At 65.6% G+C, this 19,509-nt stretch carries 15 protein-coding genes; 14 read left to right on the plus strand and 1 reads right to left on the minus strand.

What is annotated here, in order from left to right:
- The 14 genes from D6682_04685 to D6682_04750 form a co-directional block, all read left to right on the plus strand.
- Positions 1–127: phosphate ABC transporter permease subunit PstC (locus D6682_04685; GenBank protein RMH51318.1), on the plus strand; the 127-nt coding region annotated here is incomplete at its 5' end.
- A gap of 157 nt (positions 128–284) precedes the next feature.
- The gene (pstA, locus tag D6682_04690; GenBank protein RMH51319.1) at positions 285–1,127 is read left to right on the plus strand and encodes a phosphate ABC transporter permease PstA; all 843 of its coding nucleotides are present in this window, start codon (positions 285–287) and stop codon (positions 1,125–1,127) included.
- 82 nt (positions 1,128–1,209) lie between these two features.
- The gene (gene pstB / locus D6682_04695) at positions 1,210–2,007 is read left to right on the plus strand and encodes a phosphate ABC transporter ATP-binding protein PstB (GenBank protein RMH51320.1); all 798 of its coding nucleotides are present in this window, start codon (positions 1,210–1,212) and stop codon (positions 2,005–2,007) included.
- A gap of 127 nt (positions 2,008–2,134) precedes the next feature.
- Positions 2,135–2,872: a phosphate transport system regulatory protein PhoU gene (phoU, locus tag D6682_04700; protein ID RMH51321.1), complete on the plus strand. Its 738-nt coding sequence runs from the start codon at positions 2,135–2,137 to the stop codon at positions 2,870–2,872.
- Entirely contained in the window at positions 2,869–4,425 is a 1,557-nt protein-coding gene (locus D6682_04705) for a Ppx/GppA family phosphatase (protein RMH51322.1), read from the plus strand. The genes phoU and D6682_04705 overlap by 4 nt, the downstream gene beginning before the upstream one ends.
- Before the next feature lie 188 nt (positions 4,426–4,613).
- The gene (locus tag D6682_04710) at positions 4,614–5,513 is read left to right on the plus strand and encodes an aminoglycoside phosphotransferase family protein (protein RMH51323.1); all 900 of its coding nucleotides are present in this window, start codon (positions 4,614–4,616) and stop codon (positions 5,511–5,513) included.
- A complete protein-coding gene (locus tag D6682_04715) occupies positions 5,500–6,168 on the plus strand; it encodes a class I SAM-dependent methyltransferase (GenBank protein ID RMH51346.1) in 669 nt (222 codons plus the stop codon). The genes D6682_04710 and D6682_04715 overlap by 14 nt, the downstream gene beginning before the upstream one ends.
- Before the next feature lie 34 nt (positions 6,169–6,202).
- Positions 6,203–7,240 (plus strand): dehydrogenase, encoded by a 1,038-nt coding sequence (locus tag D6682_04720; GenBank protein ID RMH51347.1) that lies wholly within the window; start codon positions 6,203–6,205, stop codon positions 7,238–7,240.
- A 127-nt stretch (positions 7,241–7,367) separates the two neighbouring features.
- Complete coding sequence (locus D6682_04725) at positions 7,368–8,153, plus strand: antibiotic acetyltransferase (GenBank protein ID RMH51324.1); 786 nt, start codon at positions 7,368–7,370, stop codon at positions 8,151–8,153.
- Positions 8,150–9,364, plus strand: coding sequence for a methyltransferase domain-containing protein (locus tag D6682_04730; GenBank protein RMH51325.1), 1,215 nt, complete (start codon positions 8,150–8,152; stop codon positions 9,362–9,364). The genes D6682_04725 and D6682_04730 overlap by 4 nt, the downstream gene beginning before the upstream one ends.
- A complete protein-coding gene (locus tag D6682_04735; protein ID RMH51326.1) occupies positions 9,340–9,909 on the plus strand; it encodes a cupin fold metalloprotein, WbuC family in 570 nt (189 codons plus the stop codon). The genes D6682_04730 and D6682_04735 overlap by 25 nt, the downstream gene beginning before the upstream one ends.
- Positions 9,910–10,041: 132 nt before the next feature.
- Positions 10,042–11,286, plus strand: a complete 1,245-nt coding sequence (locus D6682_04740) for a class I SAM-dependent methyltransferase (protein RMH51327.1) — start codon at positions 10,042–10,044, stop codon at positions 11,284–11,286.
- A gap of 49 nt (positions 11,287–11,335) precedes the next feature.
- A complete protein-coding gene (locus tag D6682_04745; GenBank protein ID RMH51328.1) occupies positions 11,336–12,502 on the plus strand; it encodes a DegT/DnrJ/EryC1/StrS family aminotransferase in 1,167 nt (388 codons plus the stop codon).
- Between the two features lie 163 nt (positions 12,503–12,665).
- Positions 12,666–13,871: a methyltransferase domain-containing protein gene (locus D6682_04750; GenBank protein ID RMH51329.1), complete on the plus strand. Its 1,206-nt coding sequence runs from the start codon at positions 12,666–12,668 to the stop codon at positions 13,869–13,871.
- Between the two features lie 407 nt (positions 13,872–14,278).
- Here the strand turns inward: D6682_04750 and D6682_04755 are convergent, their stop codons facing one another.
- Entirely contained in the window at positions 14,279–19,213 is a 4,935-nt protein-coding gene (locus tag D6682_04755; GenBank protein RMH51330.1) for a glycosyltransferase, read from the minus strand.
- Positions 19,214–19,509 lie beyond the last annotated feature (296 nt).

A 19,509-nucleotide genomic window follows, 5' to 3' on the forward strand; every position in this document is an offset into this window, starting at 1 on the left:
CAGCGACCTCTACCTCTCCTCCCTGATCGAGCTGGGGTTGGTGCTCTTCCTGATCACCTTCCTCGTGCTGGCCGTCGCCCAATGGTGGCTGCAGCGGGGTGCGATGGCACAGGGGCGGCAGGAATGACGGCTTCGCATGAAGCCGTCATCCGCGGCCAGGAGGACCGCGCAAATCCGGAGGTTGCTCATGCAACCGACGGATTTGTAAGGGGATCGAAGAGCACGTCCATCGATTCCCGGCAAGCAACACGTCCACGGACGGAGGTGTTGCGATTCGATCGAGAATGACCCGGCGCATCTGGATCAACCGCATCGTGCTGCTGCTCTCGTCCATGGCGGCGCTCTTCGGCCTGGGCATGCTCTGCTGGATCCTCGGGGACGTGGCGCTGCGCGGGTGGACCAGCATCAACTGGGACTTCTTCACCAAACTGCCGGCTCCGCCCGGCTCGGACGAAGCCGGCGGCGTGGGCAACGCCATCGTCGGCACCCTGGCGATGACCGCCGCCGCCACCCTGATCGCGGTGCCGTTCGGCATCTGCGCCGGCACCTATCTGGCCGAGTTCAGCCGCGGCAACCGGTTCGGTGCGGCGGCACGCTTCATCGCCGACATCCTGGTCTCCGCGCCGTCGATCGTGATCGGCGTCTTCGTCTACATCATCATCGTCCGCCCGGCGGGTCACTTCTCCGGCTGGGCGGGTGCGGTGGCGCTTGCCATCATCATGCTGCCGGTGGTGGTGCGCACCAGCGAGGAAATGTTGCGGCTGGTGCCGACCGAGATGCGGGAGGCGGCGCTGGCCCTGGGCGCCCCCTACTGGCAGATGCTGCTGCGCGTGGTCTATCGCGCGGCCAAGACCGGCATGATCACCGGCATCATGCTGGCGGTGGCCCGGGTGGCCGGCGAGACCGCACCGCTGCTCTTCACCAGCCTCAACAGCCCCTACTGGATGGAGAGCATGGACGAGCCGCTGGCCAACCTGACCATCTCCATGTTCAACTATGCCATGAGCCCCTACGAGAACTGGCAGCGAACCGCCTGGGGGATCGCCCTGCTCATCACCATGTCGGTGCTGGCGGTGACCATCGCCACCCGCCTGTTGCTACGACAGAGGAGGGGCAGGCGGGCATGACACCGGCGGCAGGCCTCCACGCCGCAATGCGGCACCCATCCGCCGCCAGGCAGTCCATGGACGGACCCCCGATCATCGGATCATGAACAGAAACGGTGCGGAAGAATCGCGCGCGATCGACGGCGACGCGGTCAAGATCTCGGTGCGCAACCTCGACTTCTTCTACGGCGACAAACAGGTGCTGTTCGGCAACACGCTGGAGATCGCCGAAGGCAAGGTGACCGCCTTCATCGGCCCCTCCGGCTGCGGCAAATCGACCCACATCCGAACCTACAACCGGATGTTCGACCTCTACAAAGGCCACCGCGCGCAAGGCGAGATCCTCATGGACGGGCGCAACATCCTCGACCCCAAGGAGCCGTTGCTGCGGCTGCGTCACCACGTCGGGATGATCTTCCAGAAGCCCACCCCCTTTCCGATGAGCATCTTCAACAACATCGCCTACGGCATCCGGCTGCACGAGAAGATCGGCAAGCGGGAGCTGGCCGAGCGGGTGGAGAAGGCGCTCACCGACGCCGCCTTGTGGGACGAGGTGAAGGACCATTTGGACAGCCCGGGCACCTCCCTCTCCGGCGGGCAACAACAGCGGCTCTGCATCGCCCGCGCGCTGGCGGTGAAGCCGCAGGTGCTGTTGATGGACGAGCCCTGCTCGGCGCTCGATCCGGTGGCCACCGCCAAGATCGAGGAGTTGATCCACGAACTGAGGGGGAAGTACACCATCGTCATCGTCACCCACAACATGCAACAGGCCGCCCGCGTCTCCGACTACACCGCCTTCTTCTACCTGGGCAGGCTGGTGGAGTTCAATCGCACCGATATCATCTTTTCGGAACCGGCCAGGCGGGAGACCGAGGACTACGTCGCCGGCCGCTTCGGCTGACGACCAAACCGGGACGCACCACCGCGACCAGGACGGTCGCGCAATTCCGGAGGTTCCCCTTGTAACCGACGGAGTTGTCAGGCGATCGAAGAGCGCGCCCTTCGACCGCCGTCCGGGCAGCACCTCCATGGAGGGAGGCGCCGCCCAATGCGACACCATGAACCGTCACACCTTCAGCGCCTTCGACGACGACCTGCGCGACATCCACGACGACATCCTGACGATGATGAAGCTGGCCCGGCGCAACAGCAAACGGGCGATCAACGCCCTGCTCAACGGGCAGAAGGAGAAGGCACGACGGGTGATCGACGCCGACGAGGTGGTCGACGCCCTCGAGCTGCAGATCGACCGGAAGGCGCGGATGATCATCGTCCACCACCAGCCCGTGGCCAGCGATCTACGCACGGTCTTCACTACCATGAAGATCACCACCGAACTGGAGCGGATCAGCGACCTGGCCACCTGCATCGCCCGGATGGCCCTGGAGGAGGAGCCCGATCCGGTCACCGACGAGCTGATGATCATGAAGCCGCTGCTCTTCAACATGTTCCGTCTCGCGCTGCAGGCGTTCAAGGCGTCGGACGCCGCCATCGCCGCCCAGCTGATCGCCTACGACCGCCACCTCAATGAGAGCTGCCACGCCATCGACCGGGTGCTGCACTCGATGATGGTGGAAGATCCGGCGCGGACCGAACGTTGCATCGCCGTCGCCAACGTGGCCAAGCGGATCGAACGGATCGGCGACCATCTGAAGAACATCGGTCAGATGATCGTCTACCAGGTCAGCGGGCGGGAGGCGCGCCACGTCGATCCCAAGATGCTGGAGGCGCTGCTGTGCGGCGACGACGAGGACGAGGAGGGGTGATCCCGCCCGACTCCCGGCCCCGGCGGGACGATGCCACGCCGCTGCTGGCGGCGGCGATCGACATCGGCTCCAACGCCATGCGGCTGCGCATCGCCTCGGTGGGGGAGGACGGCCACATCAAGCCACTCTTCGCCCACCGTGAGGCGGTCCGCCTCGGGGCCGACGCCTTCTCCTCCGGAGTGTTGCGCGACGAGACCATCGCCCGGACCGAGGAGGCATTCGACCGCTTCCGCGCCATCCTGAATCGCTATCCGATCGAGCGGCTGCGGGCCACCGGCACCAGCGCGCTGCGCGAGGCGGCCAACGGTGACCGGCTGATCGCCCGCATCCGGAAGCGGTTCGGCATCACCATCGAGGTGATCCCGGGGGAAGAGGAGGGACGCCTGATCCATCAGGCGATCTACCAGCGGTTGCCCGACCTGCGCAAACAGCGGGTGCTCCTGATCGATGTCGGCGGCGGCAGTGTCGAGATCACCCTCTGCGTGCGCGGCACCATCGTGGCGCTGGAGAGCTTCCGCATGGGGACGGTGCGGTTGCTCAACCTCTTCCACGCCGCCGACGACCCCGACGCCTTCCACCATCTGCTGCACGAGTATATCGCCGCCATGCGCGCCAAGGTGCGGCAGGAGATCGCCGGCCGCAGGATCGACTGCTGCGTCGGCACCGGCGGTAATCTCGAAACCATGGCCGATCTGGCCGTCTCCCTCCTGGAACGCGACCGTAACAACCGGCTCGACTACGCCGCCCTCGACCAGTTGGGCGAACGGCTGGAGGCACTCTCCTGCGCCGAACGGATCGAACGGCTTGGGCTGCGGCCGGATCGTGCCGACGTGATCGTGCCGGCGGTACTGGTGGTCAAGTCGGTGATGGAGCTGGTCGGCGACGTCCCGCTCCTGGTGCCCGGAGTCGGCCTGGCCGAAGGGGTGCTGGTCGATCTGCTCGCCCCCCATCTGGCCGATGTCACCACCATGAAACGGCAGGCAATCGCCTGGGCGAAGAGCATGGCGCGCAGGTTCCATGCCGATTCCGGACAGGCGCGGCGCGTGCGGCGAGCGGCGCGCGCCTTCTTCGACCAGCTCCGGCCGCTGCACCGGCTGAAGAAGCGCGATCGTCTGCTGCTGCAGGTGGCGGCCATCTGTCACGAGATCGGCATGGCGGTGCGCAGCGACGGCCATCAGCGCCACGCCGCCTATCTGATCGAGGCATCACCGATGGTCGGCCTCACCGGGGAGGAGCGGCGACTGCTCGCCCGGGTGGTGCGCGGCCAACGCAAGGCCTTCCCCGACCGCTCCGCGCTGGCCGGCGACTTCTCCGAACGCGATGGTGACCGGATCCGGAAGCTGGCGCTGCTGTTGCGGCTGGCCATCGCCGTCAACAAGGAGCGGCGCGACGCCGTGGAGCGGATCGTCTGCGCGATGGACGATCGCGGCATCCACGTGGAGCTGGCCGGCGAGGGGGACATGCAGCTGGAGGCATGGAGCCTCAACAAGCTCTCCCCTCTCTGCAGGGAGGTGTTCGGCCTGCCCATCGCCGCGATCCGGCTGCTCCACTGACCGCATCCGATCCCCTGCCGACCGCCGGCCCGGGGGCCGACGCCAGCAGTGGCACGGCGCCGTCGGAGCGGCTCCGCTCCCGAATCGGCGCGCTGCTGCACCGGGCGGGCCTGCCTGCCGCGCCGCTGGAGCTCACCCCCGCCCAAGGCGGCGCCAACAACCGCACCTTCCACATCCGTGCCGCGGGGATGCGCCTCTTCGCCAAGTGCTACTTCCGCCACCCCTCCGACCCACGCGACCGCCTCGGGGCGGAGCTGCGCTTCCTCACCTTCGCCCGTGCGGAGGGCATCTGCAACGTCCCCGAGCCGGTGGCCGCCGACCCCGACCAGGGGATCGCCCTCTTCCGGCAGATCGAAGGGCGACGGCTCCGACCGGAAGAGATCGGCGCCGACCACGTGCGGGCGGCGGCCGTCTTCGTCGACCGGCTCAACCGGGCGCGGGAGGCGGGCGGCGACCTGCCACGGGCATCGGACGCCTTCTTTCGCATCGCGGAGCAATGCACCCATCTGGAGGGGCGCATCGAAACCCTTCGATGGGAGACGGCGCGCCGAGACGGACCGCTGCAGCGGGAGGCCGCGGAACTGGTCGGGCGCATCGCAACGGCCTGGCACCGGATTCGAGGCGAGATCGTCCGGATAGTGGATCCGGCTGCGGAACTGCCGACCACGCAGCGCTGCATCTCCCCCTCCGACTTCGGCTTCCACAATGCGCTGCTGACCGATGGGGGGGAGCTCTGCTTCCTCGACTTCGAATACGCCGGCTGGGACGACCCGGCCAAGCTCTGCTGCGACTTCTTCTGCCAACCCGACCTGCCGGTGCCGCTGCGCTACAGCGGCCTCTTCATCGAAGAGGCGCTAAAGTCCTTCGCGCCAGCGGCCGATATGCTCGCCATGCGCGCTGCGGCGCTGTTTCCCCTCTTCTCCCTGAAATGGTGCTGTATCATGCTCAACCCCTTCCTCCCCGGCGGGGCGCGGCGGCGGCGCTTCGCCGACGGCGGGGCGGAGTCGGAACGGCGGCTGCGCCGTCAGCTCGACCGGGCGGCGGAGGCACTCGACCGGATGGAGGATGGACGCCTTGGCCTACGTTGACTTCATGTCCGCCCTGCATAAGCGCACCAGGCGGGACTACCTCGCCCGGGTCACCGACCCCGACTTCCCCAAGGCGAAGGCGGCGCGGCTGGCCAAACAGTGGGGCTACGACTACTGGGACGGGGACCGCCGCATCTGCTACGGCGGCTACCGCTACATTCCTGGGCGGTGGACCCCCGTCGCCCGGGCGATGATCGACCATTACAGCCTGCGGGATGGGGATCGGGTGCTCGATGTCGGCTGCGGCAAAGGCTTCCTGCTCTACGAGATCCAGCGGCTGCTCCCCGGAATACGGATCGCCGGCATCGACATCTCCTCCTACGCCATCGAGCACGCCAAGGCCGAAGTCCGCCCCTTCCTCCAGGTAGCCCACGCCGGCAGCCTCCCCTTCGCTGACCGGAGCTTCGATCTGGTCTACTCCATCAACACGCTGCACAACCTCCACAACTACGATCTCGACCGGGCGCTGCGCGAACTGGAACGGGTGGGGAAGCGGAAGTACCTTTGCGTCGAGTCCTATCGAACCGAGGAGGAGAAGGCCAACCTCCTCTACTGGCAGGTGACATGCGAGGCGTTCTGCACGCCCGAGGAGTGGGAATGGTGGTTCCGACAGAGCGGCTACAGCGGCGATTACTCCTTCATCTTCTTCGAATAGCGGTCCGGGCGCGGTGAACCGCCTCCACCGGACCATGCGCGCCGCCATCCTGACCCGGATCGGCGCACCACTGACCATCGCCGAGGTGGAGCTGCCCGGGCGACTCGCGGCGGGGCAGGTGCTCGTACGCGTACACTACAGCGGGATCTGCGGCTCACAGATCGGGGAGATCCACGGCGTCAAGGGGGAAGACCGATACCTCCCCCACCTGCTCGGCCACGAAGGCTCGGGCGAGGTGGTCGCCACAGGTCCCGGCGTGCGCCACGTCCGGCCCGGAGCGAAGGTGGTGCTCCACTGGCGCAAGGGGGCGGGCATCGAGGCGGATCCCCCCGCCTACCGGTGGAACGGCGCGCGGCTCAACGCCGGCTGGGTCACCACCTTCAACGAATACGCCATCGTCTCCGAAAACCGGCTCACCCCCATCCCAGACGGAACCGACATGAAAACCGCCGCGCTGTTCGGCTGCGCGGTCACCACCGGCTTCGGTGTGATCGAACACGACGCAGAGCTGCGGATCGGCGAATCGGTGGTGGTCTTCGGCGCCGGCGGCGTCGGACTCAACATCGTACAGGCGGCGGCCCTTCGCTCGGCCTGGCCGATCATCGCGGTCGACCGCTACGCCGACCGGCTGGCCCTGGCCGCGCGCCTCGGCGCCACCCATACCATCGACAACAGCAAGGAGGATGCCTGCGCCGCCATCCGGGAGATCGCGGGCGCAAAGGGGGTGGATCTCTTCGTCGACAACACCGGCCAACCCGCGGTCATCGAGGCCGGCTACCGCCTCACCCAACCTCGCGGGCGGGTGGTGCTGGTCGGCGTCCCGAAGCAGGGGGAGGAGATCCACATCCACTCGCTCCCGCTCCACTTCGGCAAACGGATCACCGGCTCCCACGGCGGGGGGGCGCAGCCGGAGCTGGACATCCCCCGCTACATGAGACTCGTTCGGGCCAGAGGGCTCCGGCTGGAGGAGCTGATCACGCAGGTGGTGCCGCTGGAAGAGATCAACCAAGCGATCACCGACCTGCAGCGGGGGGCCATCGCCGGGCGCTGCCTGATCGAGATGGAACGATGACGGCTTCGCAAGAAGCCGGCATCCGTGACCAGGAGGGTCGCGCAAATCCGAAGCTTGCGGATGCAAGCGGAGGATTTGTAAGGCGATCGAAGACCGCGCTCTTCGATCGCCGTCAAGCAAAAAGTCCATGGACGGACTTTTTGCGGTGGGATCAATGACGGCTTCGCAAGAAGCCGGCATCCGCGACCAGGAAGCTCGCGCAAATCCGGAGTTTGCGCATATCGACCGGCTGGAGAACAACTCCTTCGAGACGGTCACCCCGCGTGATGACGGCATCCAGCTCGGGCCGATGAGCAAGGTGATCGACTCCGACGTCGAGCCGCCGATCAACATCAACGCCGCAGCCGTCGCAACCCGTTGTACCTTGAGGAAATACTTCAATATCGGTCTCTATTCGTTCGTCGCCGACACCTCGGTGGGTCGCTATTGCACCTTCTCCTCGCGCTGCTCGATCGGGGCATTCCACCACCCGACCGACTGGCTTTCGATCCATGAGTTCCAGTATCGCGACACCTCGGAGGATTGGGGGGAAACCATCCACCCCACCCACACCAACCTGCTCAGAACACCCGGCCCCCATACCACCATCGGCAACGACGTCTGGATCGGCGACAACGCCGTGGTCCTACGCGGCGTCACCATCGGCGACGGCGCGATCGTCGGCGCCGCATCGGTGGTGACCCGGGATGTCCCCCCCTATGCCATCGTTGTGGGCAATCCGGCAAGGGTTCTCCGCATGCGTTTCCCGCCGGAGATCGTGGAGCGGTTGCTGGAGCTGCAGTGGTGGCGGCTCGATATCGGTGAAATGCGGGGGATCGACTTCGGCGATGTGGAGCAGGCCATCGCCCGGCTGCAGCAGATCATGGCATCCCGGGAGGCCGCCGCGTCCGACCGGCAACGCCACACAGGGTGACCGGCACGCCATCCGCCCGAGGCTGCCGCGGTTGCGGACAACCCTCGCTGCAGCCGCTGCTCGACCTGGGGCCGCAACCGCCGTCGACCGCCTGGCACCCCCGGGGGAGCCGGCAGGCACCGCCCCATCACCCCCTCATATTCGGCCAATGCACCACCTGCGGGCTGGCGCAACTGATCGACCCCATGCCCCCGTCGCTGGTGCGTGCCCATCGCCTCGCCATCCCGTCCAACGAACCCGAGGCGCATCTGGACGACCTCGTGCAGCGGCTGGAACACCACCTCCCGGAAAACGCAAAGGTCTTCGGCATCACATACAAGGATGACTCCACCCTGGAGCGCATCCGGCAAAGGTACGGACGTTGCCAGCCCCTGCGGCTCGACATGGCCGACGACCTGGCCATCACCGACCCCGCCGCCGGGCTGGAAACGATCCAGGAGGCCATCGACGCGCCACGTGCCGCCACCCTGATCCGGAAACACGGCGAGGCGGACCTGGTGGTGGCCCGCCATCTGCTGGAACACGCCCACCACCCTGCCCGATTCCTGCGCGCCCTGCGCACACTCCTCGCACCGGAAGGGCGGCTCCTGCTGGAGGTGCCGGAAAGCACCAAGTTCCTTTCCGTCGGCGACCACCCCTGCATCTGGGAAGAGCATGTCTGCTACTTCACCCGCGCCACCATCGAGGTCATGATCGAGCAAAACGGCCTGCGCATCGAACAGATCCTCTGCTACCCCTATCCGCTGGAGGACTCCCTGGTGGTGATCGCCCGCGCCTGCGGGCGGGCGCACGGGAAACGCCCCACCCCCTCCCCCATCCTCCGGCGGGAGAGGGAGCGATGCAGCGGATTCGCCGAGAGCTTCCGCGCCAGGAAGGAGCGTTGTCAGAAGCTGCTGCACTCCCTCCATGCCGCCGGCACAAGGGTGGCGCTCTTCGGCGCAGGCCATGCCGCCGTCCGCTTCGTCAACCTCTACGATCTGGGTGGCTGCATCGACCACGTCATCGACGACCACCCCGCCAAAGAGGGGCTCTGCATGCCCGGCTCCCATCTGCCCATCGTCGACTCCTCCCACCTCGCCCGTGCCGATCTCGTCCTGCTGGCCGTCAATCCGGAAGGGGAGGATCGGGTGCGCGCCGCCCACGCCGCCCATCTGCCGGGGAGGGGGCGCTGCGCATCGATCTTCTCATGCAGCCCGACGGCGCTGCTGTGACACCCCCGCCCGACCTGATGGCGACGGAGCATGAGGGGGTCTTCGTCGCCCGCCGCACCGTACCGCGCATCGCGGCCGACCACCTCGCCTTCATCAAGGCGTGCGCGGCCACCCATCCGAGGAGGCGGGCCAGGATCTGCCTGCACAAAAGCCCCCGGGAGCGGCTGCACGACATGATCATCGCCATCGCCCCCGACTGTTATATCCGGCCGCACAAACATCTCGACAGGGCGGAGACCTTCCACCTCATCGAGGGGGCGGGCACCGTCGTCATCTTCGGCGAACAGGGCGCCATCGACGATCGCATCCACCTGGGCGCGGGAGGAAGGGGAGAGAACGCCATCGCCTACCGCCTTGACGCCCCGCGCTACCATACCATCCTCCCGCGAACGGAGATGCTCGTCATCCACGAAACGACCAGCGGCCCGTTCGCGCCCGAGCGGACGATTGCGGCCTCTTGGGCCCCTCCCGAAGGGGGCGACGAGCGGGATGTCCGTGGATTCCTGCAGCGGCTCTCCTCGGCGCTGGAGAGGATGGATGGTTGATCGCATCGCAAAAAGTCCGTCCGTGGACTTTTTGGCTTCACGGGGATCGAAGATCGCGGTCCTCGATCCCCTTACAAATCCGTCGGTTGCATGCGCAACCGAGCCAGGCATCCATGATCCAAAGGAGGTCCCATGACCGGAGAACTGACCCGCAGGGAGCGCTGCAGGCTGTGCGACGGGCGGCAGCTCGAACTCTGTCTGCCCATGGAGCCCTCCCCCATCGGGGATGCCTTCATCACTGCGGAGCAGCTGGGGGTCCCACAGCCCATCTTCCCGCTCGATCTCTATCTGTGCCGCAGTTGCGGACACGTGCAGAACCTCGACGTCGTCGATCCGGAGCTGCTCTTTCGCGAATACATCTACAACACATCGAACTCGCCGTGGCTGGTGAAGCACTTCCGCCACTACGTCGCGGAGGTCTGCTCCCGCATCGCCCCTCCACCAGACTCGCTCGTCGTGGAGATCGGGAGCAACGACGGAACGTTGCTCCGGCTCTTCCGTGAGGCGGGGATGCGCGTCCTGGGCGTCGACCCGGCCCGGGAGATCGCCCGTCGTGCCAGCCGTGCGGGAATCGAGACGCTCGACACCTTCTTCACGGCGCAGTTGGCGCAATCCATCCGGGCAAGCCATGGACCTGCGGCATTGGTATGCGCCAACAATGTCTTCGCCCACGCCGACGACCTGCGGGACATCGCCATCGGGGTACGGGAGCTTCTGGCCGAGGACGGTGTCTTCATCTTCGAGGTTTCCTACCTGGTGGATATCGTCGACCGGATGCTCTTCGATACGATCTACCACGAGCATCTCTCCCACCACACCGTGGCTCCCCTGGAACGGTTCTTCCGACAAATCGGCCTGTGCCTGTTCGACGTCCAGCGCGTCGCCAGCAAGGGGGGATCGATCCGCTGCTTCGTTCAGCACTCCGACAGCGGCCGTCGAGCTGCGGGCCCCGGTCTGGAGGCCTGCCTGGCAGAAGAGCGCCGCCGCGGTTTCGCCGAGCCTGCAATCTACCGGCAGTTCCATGCGCGCATCCAGCAGCGGAAACACGAACTGCACGCCGCGCTGCAGCAGGAGATCAGAAAGGGATCCATGATCGCCGGCTACGGTGCATCAACGACGACGACGACGCTGCTGTGGTACTTCGGGCTCACCCGGATGATCAGTTTCATCGTCGACGACAACCCGGTGAAGCATGGCCGCTACAGCCCCGGCTGCCACATCCCGGTGGTCCCCTCCGGCGAGCTGGCCATCAGGCGCCCCGACATCGTGGTGGTTCTGGCATGGCAATACGCCGACAGGATCATCGAAAGACAGCACTCCTTCATTGCCTCGGGTGGAACGTTCCTCGTGCCCCTCCCCAATCTTCGCACCGTCTGAGCCCGAAGCATTGACACCGCCTGTACCGCCCACCCCCCACCCACATCCGGTGCCCCCGACGCATCAGGATGGGCAAGAGGAGCCTTGGATTCCGTGGTGGCAGACCCACTTTGGGGCGGCCGAAATCGAGATGGTCGCCCGATCGGTCGGTAACCGGCACATCAGCCACGGACCGGTGACGGAGCGGCTCGAACAGCAGATCGCAGCAACACTGGAGATCCCCTATGTCGTCGTAACGACGAGCGGCAGCGCCGCCCTGTTCCTCGCACTGAAGGCGCTGGGCATCGGGAACGGGGATGAGGTCATCCTCCCCGATCGTACCTGGATCGCCACCGCACACGCCGTCCTGCTCGCCGGGGCCAGGCCGGTACTGGTGGACACCACCCCGTCGATACCCAACATCGACCCGGAGCGTATCGAGAGGCGGATCTCGGGAAATACCAGAGCGATCATGCCGGTACACCTGAACGGACGGGCCGCCGATATGGAGGCGATCGGCGCCATCGCCGACCGACACGGGCTGTTCGTGGTGGAGGATGCCTGTCAGGCGATGCTCTCCCGGAATCGGCGTGGTGAACCACTCGGCACCCTGTCGGACATCGGCTGCTTCTCCATGGGGGTCACGAAGCTCTTCTCCACGGGACAGGGTGGATTCGCCGTCACCAGATCACGCCGTCTGTGGGAGGCCATGCGCCTTGTGCGAAACCACGGTGTCGTCGACAACTTCACGGACCGATGGAACCTGCCGGGGTTCAACTTCAAGTTCACCGACATTCAGGCATCGTTCGGGCTGGTGCAGTTGGAGCGCGCTTCCGAGCGGATTCGCCATCTGAGGAGGGTCTACCGCAGATACGAAGCGCTGCTCGCCCCCCTGTCGCCGCATCTACGGCTCCTCCCGGTCGACCTGAGCGCCGGGGAGGTGCCCCTCTACGTGGAGGTTCTCACCGAGGACAGGGATGCCCTTCTCAGGCACCTGGCAAACCACCGGATTCAGGCCCGCCCCGTTCCCCCGTGTCTGCACGCATCGCCCTACCTCTCTGGCGACGACTCATTCGAACACGCATCGTTCTTCGCCGATCATACCGTGTACCTGCCCTGCGGGCCGGGGATCCCGCTGGATGCCGTGGACACCGTGGCAGCGGCGTTGCATGCATATGCAGACTTCCGGCGGGAAAACAAGCATGAGCTGGCCTTTAGTGGCCCGATCAACACATAATGGAATCGCAAAAAGTCCATCCATGGACTTTTTGGCTTCACGGGGATCGAAGAGCGTGGTCTTCGATCCCCTTACAAATCCCTCGGTTGCATGCGCAACCTCCGGATTTGTGCATACAGGCAATCGTTTTGTAAACAGATAGGACGATTGCAGGGAGGGCAGAATGCGTACGGAAGGCTTGTTGGGGGCTGATCAACAGTTGAATAATCCATACAACTCCCAGTACGAATACTACCAGGCACATAATCTTTGCCCGACCTTCGGAGCATTCGGGGACGAAAGCGATTTGGCAAAACACGAAGTCTTGCGCTACAATGTGTTTCGCAGACTGACATTTCCAACCACCTTCTTCGAAGGGAAGCGCGTGATCGAGTTCGGCCCTGACACCGGGGAGAATGCCTTGGTGTTCGCCCGATGGGGCGCCCGTCTCACTTTAGTGGAGCCCAATGATGCCGCACACCCGTATATTCAAGAATACTTCTCCAAATATGGCCTGAACGCACAAATAGAACAGATCTCTGGGGAAGACCTGCTGCACCATGAACCGAGACAGCAGTATGACGTTGTCGATGCAGAGGGATTCATCTACACGATCAAGCCCGATCGGTTGTGGATCAAGAAGTTCGACGAGTGTCTGGTCCGGCACGGGTTTGCAATCATCAACTACTGCGAACTGTACGGCAGCTTCATGGAGCTGCTGCACAAGGCCATCTACCGAACGGCTCTGGCCAACGGATCATTCGGCTCCGGCCAAGATCTGGCGAAAAGGATCTTTTTGCCAAAGTGGAATAACATCCGGCATACCAGGCCATTCGACGCCTGGTTTGTCGACGTGATCGAAAGCCCCTTTGTCAGAAAAGCATATTGCATCGACGCCGTGGAACTCATGCATAACATGTACGAGAACGGCTTCGTCCTCCACGCTTCCTATCCACATTACAAGAACGCATTGGGAATCGAGTGGATCAAGGATGAAATCGTCCCGGAGCTGGAAATGCGCGAAGCCATCTCGTTCATCAAACAGAGCAGGCTAAGCTACATGTTGGGACACGACTGTTTCGTCCATCGGGAGGATCGGGAGGTTTGCAACAGTACCACCGCCCTGCTGCAGATCACCGACGAACTGATCGACGCCTGGTCACCCGAGGCGTGCAGCGAGGCACTTCAACATCTGGCCGTGATTCAATCCGCAACCACCCGTGAGAAGATGGAAGGGAGGGGAGCGGCGGTGTTGGGCATGGTGCAAGGAGTATTCGATCGGATGCGCGACGGCGACATCGAAGGTTTGCTCTTGCTCTGTCGCAACGACGAAACCTTCATCGAGACATGGGGCGCTCCATGTCATTACGCCATCTTTCAGAAGAGTTGATCCACACCGGGCCATCTGGGACCCAGACCCTGCAAAGGGTATTGCGATGAATCTGGGGGGGGAAAGCAGGTTGTCCGATGGATTGGCTTTCTCACGCACCGGATGGAGCCATGGTTTGTCGCTGCGCGTCGCTGACTGGAGGTGGGTGGGCATGAACGTATCAGGGTGATCGATGATCGAATCGCAACAAGCCTGTCCGCGGACCTTTTTGCTTGATGTGAATCGAAGAGCCAGGTTCTTGGACTCCCTCACAACTCCGTCGGTCGCATGCGCATCCTCCGGATTTGCGTGGCCATCCATGGCCGCGGATGCCGACTTCGCAAGAAACCGGCGCCAAGATCAGGTCGCAACACGTCCGTCCATGGACGCGAACGCCGACGACGTCGCACCAAAGCCTCCATCCCGCCTCACCCGAGACCGCCGGCACGAATGGCTTCCGGCAACGTTCGCGCCCGCATGGCTCGAAGCATCGCCCGGAACTCGCGCAACTTCCCGGCATGGAGCGCCCGCTCCTCCTGTGACAACCCACGCTCGATCTGGCGCAGCTTCTCATCGAAGATGGCAAACATGCGCTCCATCCGTCCATCCAGGCTGGCATCCCGACCGAACGCCCGGATGTACATGTCATCCAGCAAGGCTGCCGTCCGCAACCGGATCTCCACACTCCAGCCGCCACCGAGCTGGGAAGAGGAGAAGGTCTCCCCCCCCGCAGAATAGTGCACCGACGGCAGATGGACATACCCTGTCCTGCAGGTCATCACCATCAGCAGGTTGCACAGGTAATCCCCCTCGGAAATCAACGCATCGATCCAATCCATCCTGCGCCAGTAGCGGCTGGCGTAGCGCGCCATGCGCTCCAGGGCGGCGCGCCGGTAGATGTTCCCACCGCCGAAGATGTGGTTCCCGAAGACGCTGTCCAGCATCGTCTGCCGCACGTCGAGCAGGCAGTCCTGCGTCAGATTCCCCGGAATACGCGAGAAAAGCCGCTCGCCGTTGAGATCCCCGATCTCGCACTGGCCGAACACCATCCCCAATGAGGGATCGTCGCTGAACCGCTCCACCATCCGCTGGATCGCCGTCGGGTCCAGCAGGTAATCATCGTCGGAGAGCATGAGAAACAGATCGCTGTCCACAGACGCCGCTCCACGGCGGACATTTCCCCCGAGTCCGAGATTCCGCTCGTTCCTGCGATAATCGACTCTGCCGTCCCGGGCCGCCAGCGCCCGACAATAGTCCTCGGTCCCGTCGGATGATGCGTCATCAAAGATCCTGAGTACGAAATCGTCGTACGTCTGCCGCAGCACCGATTCCACGGCCCGACGGAGCAGATCCACACGGTTGTAGGTGAAGATCACCACGGTGACCCGAAAATCCTCCACCGGCGGCAGCGGCTCCGGCTCGTAGTCCGGCTGTTCCTCGTGGCGGACGATCCGGACATTCCCGCGCCACTCGGCCAGCGCACGGGCCATCTCCTGGATGGGGGAACCTGACCCGGCCGGCAGGTGGAGCGAGCCGTGCGCAGCCAGCGCCTCGTTCAGGCAGGCCCGCTCCATCCCTGCCTCCTTCATCCCCGTAATCCGCACCGACAAGCCCTCCGCCTGGCGGTCGTACTGGAGCATCTGCTGCAAATACTGCACGATCTGCGCCTGCTGCTCGATCACCGGCACGAGCATGGTCACGTGGGAGGGCATCCCCTCCCCTCGGGTGAGCCAGGCGAAGAGCATGCGCCAGATCCCGGGCACCAGGCGGTCGACCACCACCAGCCCGCGCTCCTCCCGCCGCACCTCCGACGCCTCCGCCGCAGGATGCCCCGCCCGCCGCTTTGCCCCCTGCGAACGCCCGGCACCACCGCGCCCCCCCCCGGCCGCACGCAGCAGCACCTCGCTGGAATGGACGGACAATCCATGATCGATCGCAGCCTGATGCATCAACTGCTCGGCCAGCCGATCGGGATCGTGGCGGTAGAAACAAGCGCACCGCTCGGCGAGCTGCCGGCAGGTGAAGCTCTCCAGATAGTCGTCGTGGACGGTGATCACGCAGAGCTTGCGATGGGGATAGACCGGCACGTCGTTGCAGTAGTCGGCGATCTCCTTCTGCCGCGGTCCGTTCGGGATCACCACCACCAGCCACTCCGGCGCATCATCGGCCGAAAGGAAGCCGCGCAGAAGCCCTCGTGCCCGCTCGTCCAGCTCCTCGATCACCACGATGCCGCGATCCTCCCGCGCCCCGGGGAGGCCGGCGAACGGCCCCTCCTCCTCCCCCTGCAGCGCCTCGTCCGAGCCCAGCAGCTCCGGCGCCCGCTGCAGCACCAGCTCTTCCCGCCGGGACAGCCGCGCATCCGACAACCCCCGATCGCGCAGCCGCTTCGCCGCCTCCAGCGCACTGCGGCCGTCCATCCAGCCGGTGGGGTGGCGGATCAGCTCCTGCTCCACGATCGCCTGCCGCTCCAGCCACGCCCGAAGCGGTCCGCCCTCTTCCACCCGCTCCCGCTCATATTCGGGGGCGGCCGGCAGGAAGGGGCGGACCGCCTGCAGCTCGATCTTCCCGATAAGCAGCGCCTCCAGCCGTTGCAGGCAATCCAGGGCGAGCGACGCCATCCCCCGCTCCCGCGCCAGCCGGGCGCAGGTGACCAGCAGCCAGGGGTCATCCGTCACCCCCTCCAGCTCCATCAACATGCCCACGGCGGCATTGAGTAGCCCCAGCCGCTCTGCGGGGGGGCGGTCGGGCTGGTGGGCCATCACGTAGGCGTTGAGGATGTGTGATAGGGGGTGGGAAGGCGGGGTGGACTCCAGCCAGCGCGCCACCCAGCCGGCGGCGTAGCCACGCTCCTCCAGCACCGGCCGCCACAGCACCGCCCCCTCCGGCAGCCGGACCTGCGCACGCTCCTCCCGCACCAGCCAGCCGGCCTGCTCCAACCGCCGACCCCGGCCGTCGCCACGGCAGAAGAAGAGGCGGTTTTCCGCCGAGCCGCACGCCTCCTCCGCCGTCAGCGGCGCCAGCAGATGCAGGCCGGGAACCAGCACCCAGGGAGCGAGCCCGAGGCGACCGAAGAAGTCGACCGTCCGCCTGCGCTCTTCCTCCTCCTCCGGCCAAGCCGCAAACACCAGCGGATCGCCCCCCTCCAGCCAGGGCAGGATCCGCTCCAGCTCCGAGGGGACCCCACGATGCAGGGCGATGCAGTCCACCTCCTGCGGCGGAACCGCCTCCAGCGCCCCGTCAATCCCGCCGACCACCTGCAGATGGGAGAACCCGTTCTCCTCCGCGGAACGCATCAACATCCGCCTGCGCGCCTCATCCTCCTCCACCGCCGCCACCCGGCCGCGGGAGCCGACCACCGCCGCACTGCTGAGCGCATAGCAGCCGTAACCGGCATGGAGGTCGACCACCCTTCCCCCCTCGGGCAGCGCGCGCCGCAGGAAGCGGATCTCCTCCTCGAACCAGTCCCCCTGCTCGGCCAGCACGAAGCCGACCAGGCTGCGCCGCAGATGGCGCGGCACCACGATCGCAACCCCCGCCATCGACGCCTGCATCTCCTTGCCGTACATGCCGGAGAGATCCACCCCCTTCCTGCGGCACCCCTCAAGATAGAGCTCCTCCAGATCGGGCACCATCGAGGCCGGCTGCGCCACCGGCGAGTAGGCGAAGAGCGTATGGAGCATCGGCCGCAGGGCGGAGAGCCCCGCCGGATTGCCCGCCAGCCGCACGGCGGTGGCCACATACTCCTCTTCGCTGTGGCAGATCGTCTCCTCGAAGCCGACGTTCTTCAGGATCGAGTAGGAGACCCGCTGCTGGTGGGCGCTGCCGACCAGGGTGACCACCGGCACCCCCATCCAGAGCGCTTCGCAGGTGGTGGTCGTCCCGCTGTAGGGGAAGGTATCGAGCGCGATGTCCACCCGGTTATAGCAGGCCATGTGGGCGTCGTAGTCCTCGGCGAAAGGAAGATTTTCGATCCGCTCCTCTCCGATCCCGTGCCGGGCGAACTCGCGCATGATGTTCTCCCGCACCATCGCATCCATCCAGAATGCCTTGATCAGCAGACGGGAGCCGGGGACCGCCCGCAGGATCCTGCTCCAGACGGCGATCACCTGCGGGGTATACTTGCGCACCGCGTTGAACGAACCGAAGGTGACATAGCCGTTCCGCTCCGCCGGGGCATCGCCGCGCCGCTCGGCCCGCGAACGCATGCCGAAGCAGAGAAAGCTCTTCGGCATCACCAGCAGCTCTTCGCTGTAGATGGTCCCCTCCGGGGTGTCGACGTAGGGATCGCTGATGCGGAAGTCGACCTCGTCCATCCCGGTAGTGTTGGGATACCCCAGGTAGCTGACCTGAACCGGCGCCGGACGGAAGAGCAGTGCGCTCAGTTGCGAGTTGGTGGTATAGCCGCCGAGATCGACCAGCAGATGGATGCCGTCACGCCGGATCCGGCCGGCGATCTCGACCGAGTTGAGCCGCACCACGTCGATGAAGTGGTCGCACACCCGCCGCATCTGGCGGGTGTTCTCGTCCTGCTGGCGCGCGCAGGAGTAGCAGTAGATCTCGAAGCGGCTGCGGTCGTGTTCGGAGAGGATGGAATACATGAAGTAGCCGACCGGATGGGAGCGGAAATCGGCCGAGAGATAGCCGATCTTCAGCCGCCCCCGCACCCGCATCTGCTCCCCGTCGGCATCGATCGGCGGCAGGCTGAAGCGCTGGAACTCTTCATGCGCTTTCCGGGCGGTGATCCGCGAGATCTCATAGATGTCGCGGTTGCTCACCCCATCGGATTGGATGGAGAGCAGGTTGAAGAGCAGCCCCGGCAACTGATTGAAGCAGATCTTCCCCGCCTTGATCAGCGCCACCACCTCGGGGAGCATGGCGTACGCCTGCTCCCAGTTGCAGACGATCAGATGGGCCAGGAAGATGAAGGCGCGCTCGTCCGGCGTCACCACCGGATCGGCCTCCACCCGGCGCACCCAGTCGAACATCGCATCGAGCTTGCGCGCATCGATCAACGAGGCCATCAGGATCCGCCGGCCGTCCCGATAGTGCTCGTCGATGGCCATCAGCTCCTCGAACGCCTCGATGGCCGGCTCGAGCGCGTTGACGGCGTAGCGGCAGTAGCCGCGCCGGTAGAGGAGCTCGCGATCGGTGGGGTTGCGCTTGGCCAGCCGCTCGTAGAGGGGCAGCGCGTCGATGTAGTGCCCCCGGCTGAAGAGCCGGTCGGCGTAGTCGCGCTCCCGCTGCCGCTCGTCCACCCCGACGTCGGCGGGTGCGGCGACACCCCCGTTGCGGCCGGCCGCCCCCCCCTGCCGATGCTTGCGGGCGCGCCTGCCCCCGCCCGTTCCCCGTCGCTTCCTTCCCATCGTCCGACTCCTTATCCTGAAGGCTGTCCGTGAACCCTGCCATGAATCGAGGCACGAAGACACCCAAGGCACTCCCCGCAAACGATCGGGTATCGCTGATACGGACACCCCATCCGGGAATGCAGACGTTGCACGCACCCCATCGGCAACGAAGCCGGAGCGCCACCCCCAACGGTTCCTGCGCACGGATATCCACAGGCGGAGCGTCGTCCATCCACCACCCCAGCTAAAGTCCCCCGCCGGGATGCCGATGAAGGGGATCGTCCGGCGGAGGATCGCCCCGCCGGAGGCGGCGG

This window comes from Zetaproteobacteria bacterium (assembly GCA_003696765.1).
Lineage (GTDB): Bacteria > Pseudomonadota > Zetaproteobacteria > Mariprofundales > J009 > RFFX01.

Coding starts and splice junctions, on each gene's coding strand:
- pstA (RMH51319.1), top strand. CDS start 285: ATGACCCGGCGCATCTGGATCAACCGCATCGTGCTGCTGCTCTCGTCC.
- pstB (RMH51320.1), top strand. CDS start 1,210: ATGAACAGAAACGGTGCGGAAGAATCGCGCGCGATCGACGGCGACGCG.
- phoU (RMH51321.1), top strand. CDS start 2,135: ATGGAGGGAGGCGCCGCCCAATGCGACACCATGAACCGTCACACCTTC.
- D6682_04710 (RMH51323.1), top strand. CDS start 4,614: ATGCGCCTCTTCGCCAAGTGCTACTTCCGCCACCCCTCCGACCCACGC.
- D6682_04720 (RMH51347.1), top strand. CDS start 6,203: ATGCGCGCCGCCATCCTGACCCGGATCGGCGCACCACTGACCATCGCC.
- D6682_04725 (RMH51324.1), top strand. CDS start 7,368: ATGGACGGACTTTTTGCGGTGGGATCAATGACGGCTTCGCAAGAAGCC.
- D6682_04735 (RMH51326.1), top strand. CDS start 9,340: ATGCAGCCCGACGGCGCTGCTGTGACACCCCCGCCCGACCTGATGGCG.
- D6682_04740 (RMH51327.1), top strand. CDS start 10,042: ATGACCGGAGAACTGACCCGCAGGGAGCGCTGCAGGCTGTGCGACGGG.
- D6682_04750 (RMH51329.1), top strand. CDS start 12,666: ATGCGTACGGAAGGCTTGTTGGGGGCTGATCAACAGTTGAATAATCCA.
- D6682_04755 (RMH51330.1), bottom strand. CDS start 19,213: ATGGGAAGGAAGCGACGGGGAACGGGCGGGGGCAGGCGCGCCCGCAAG.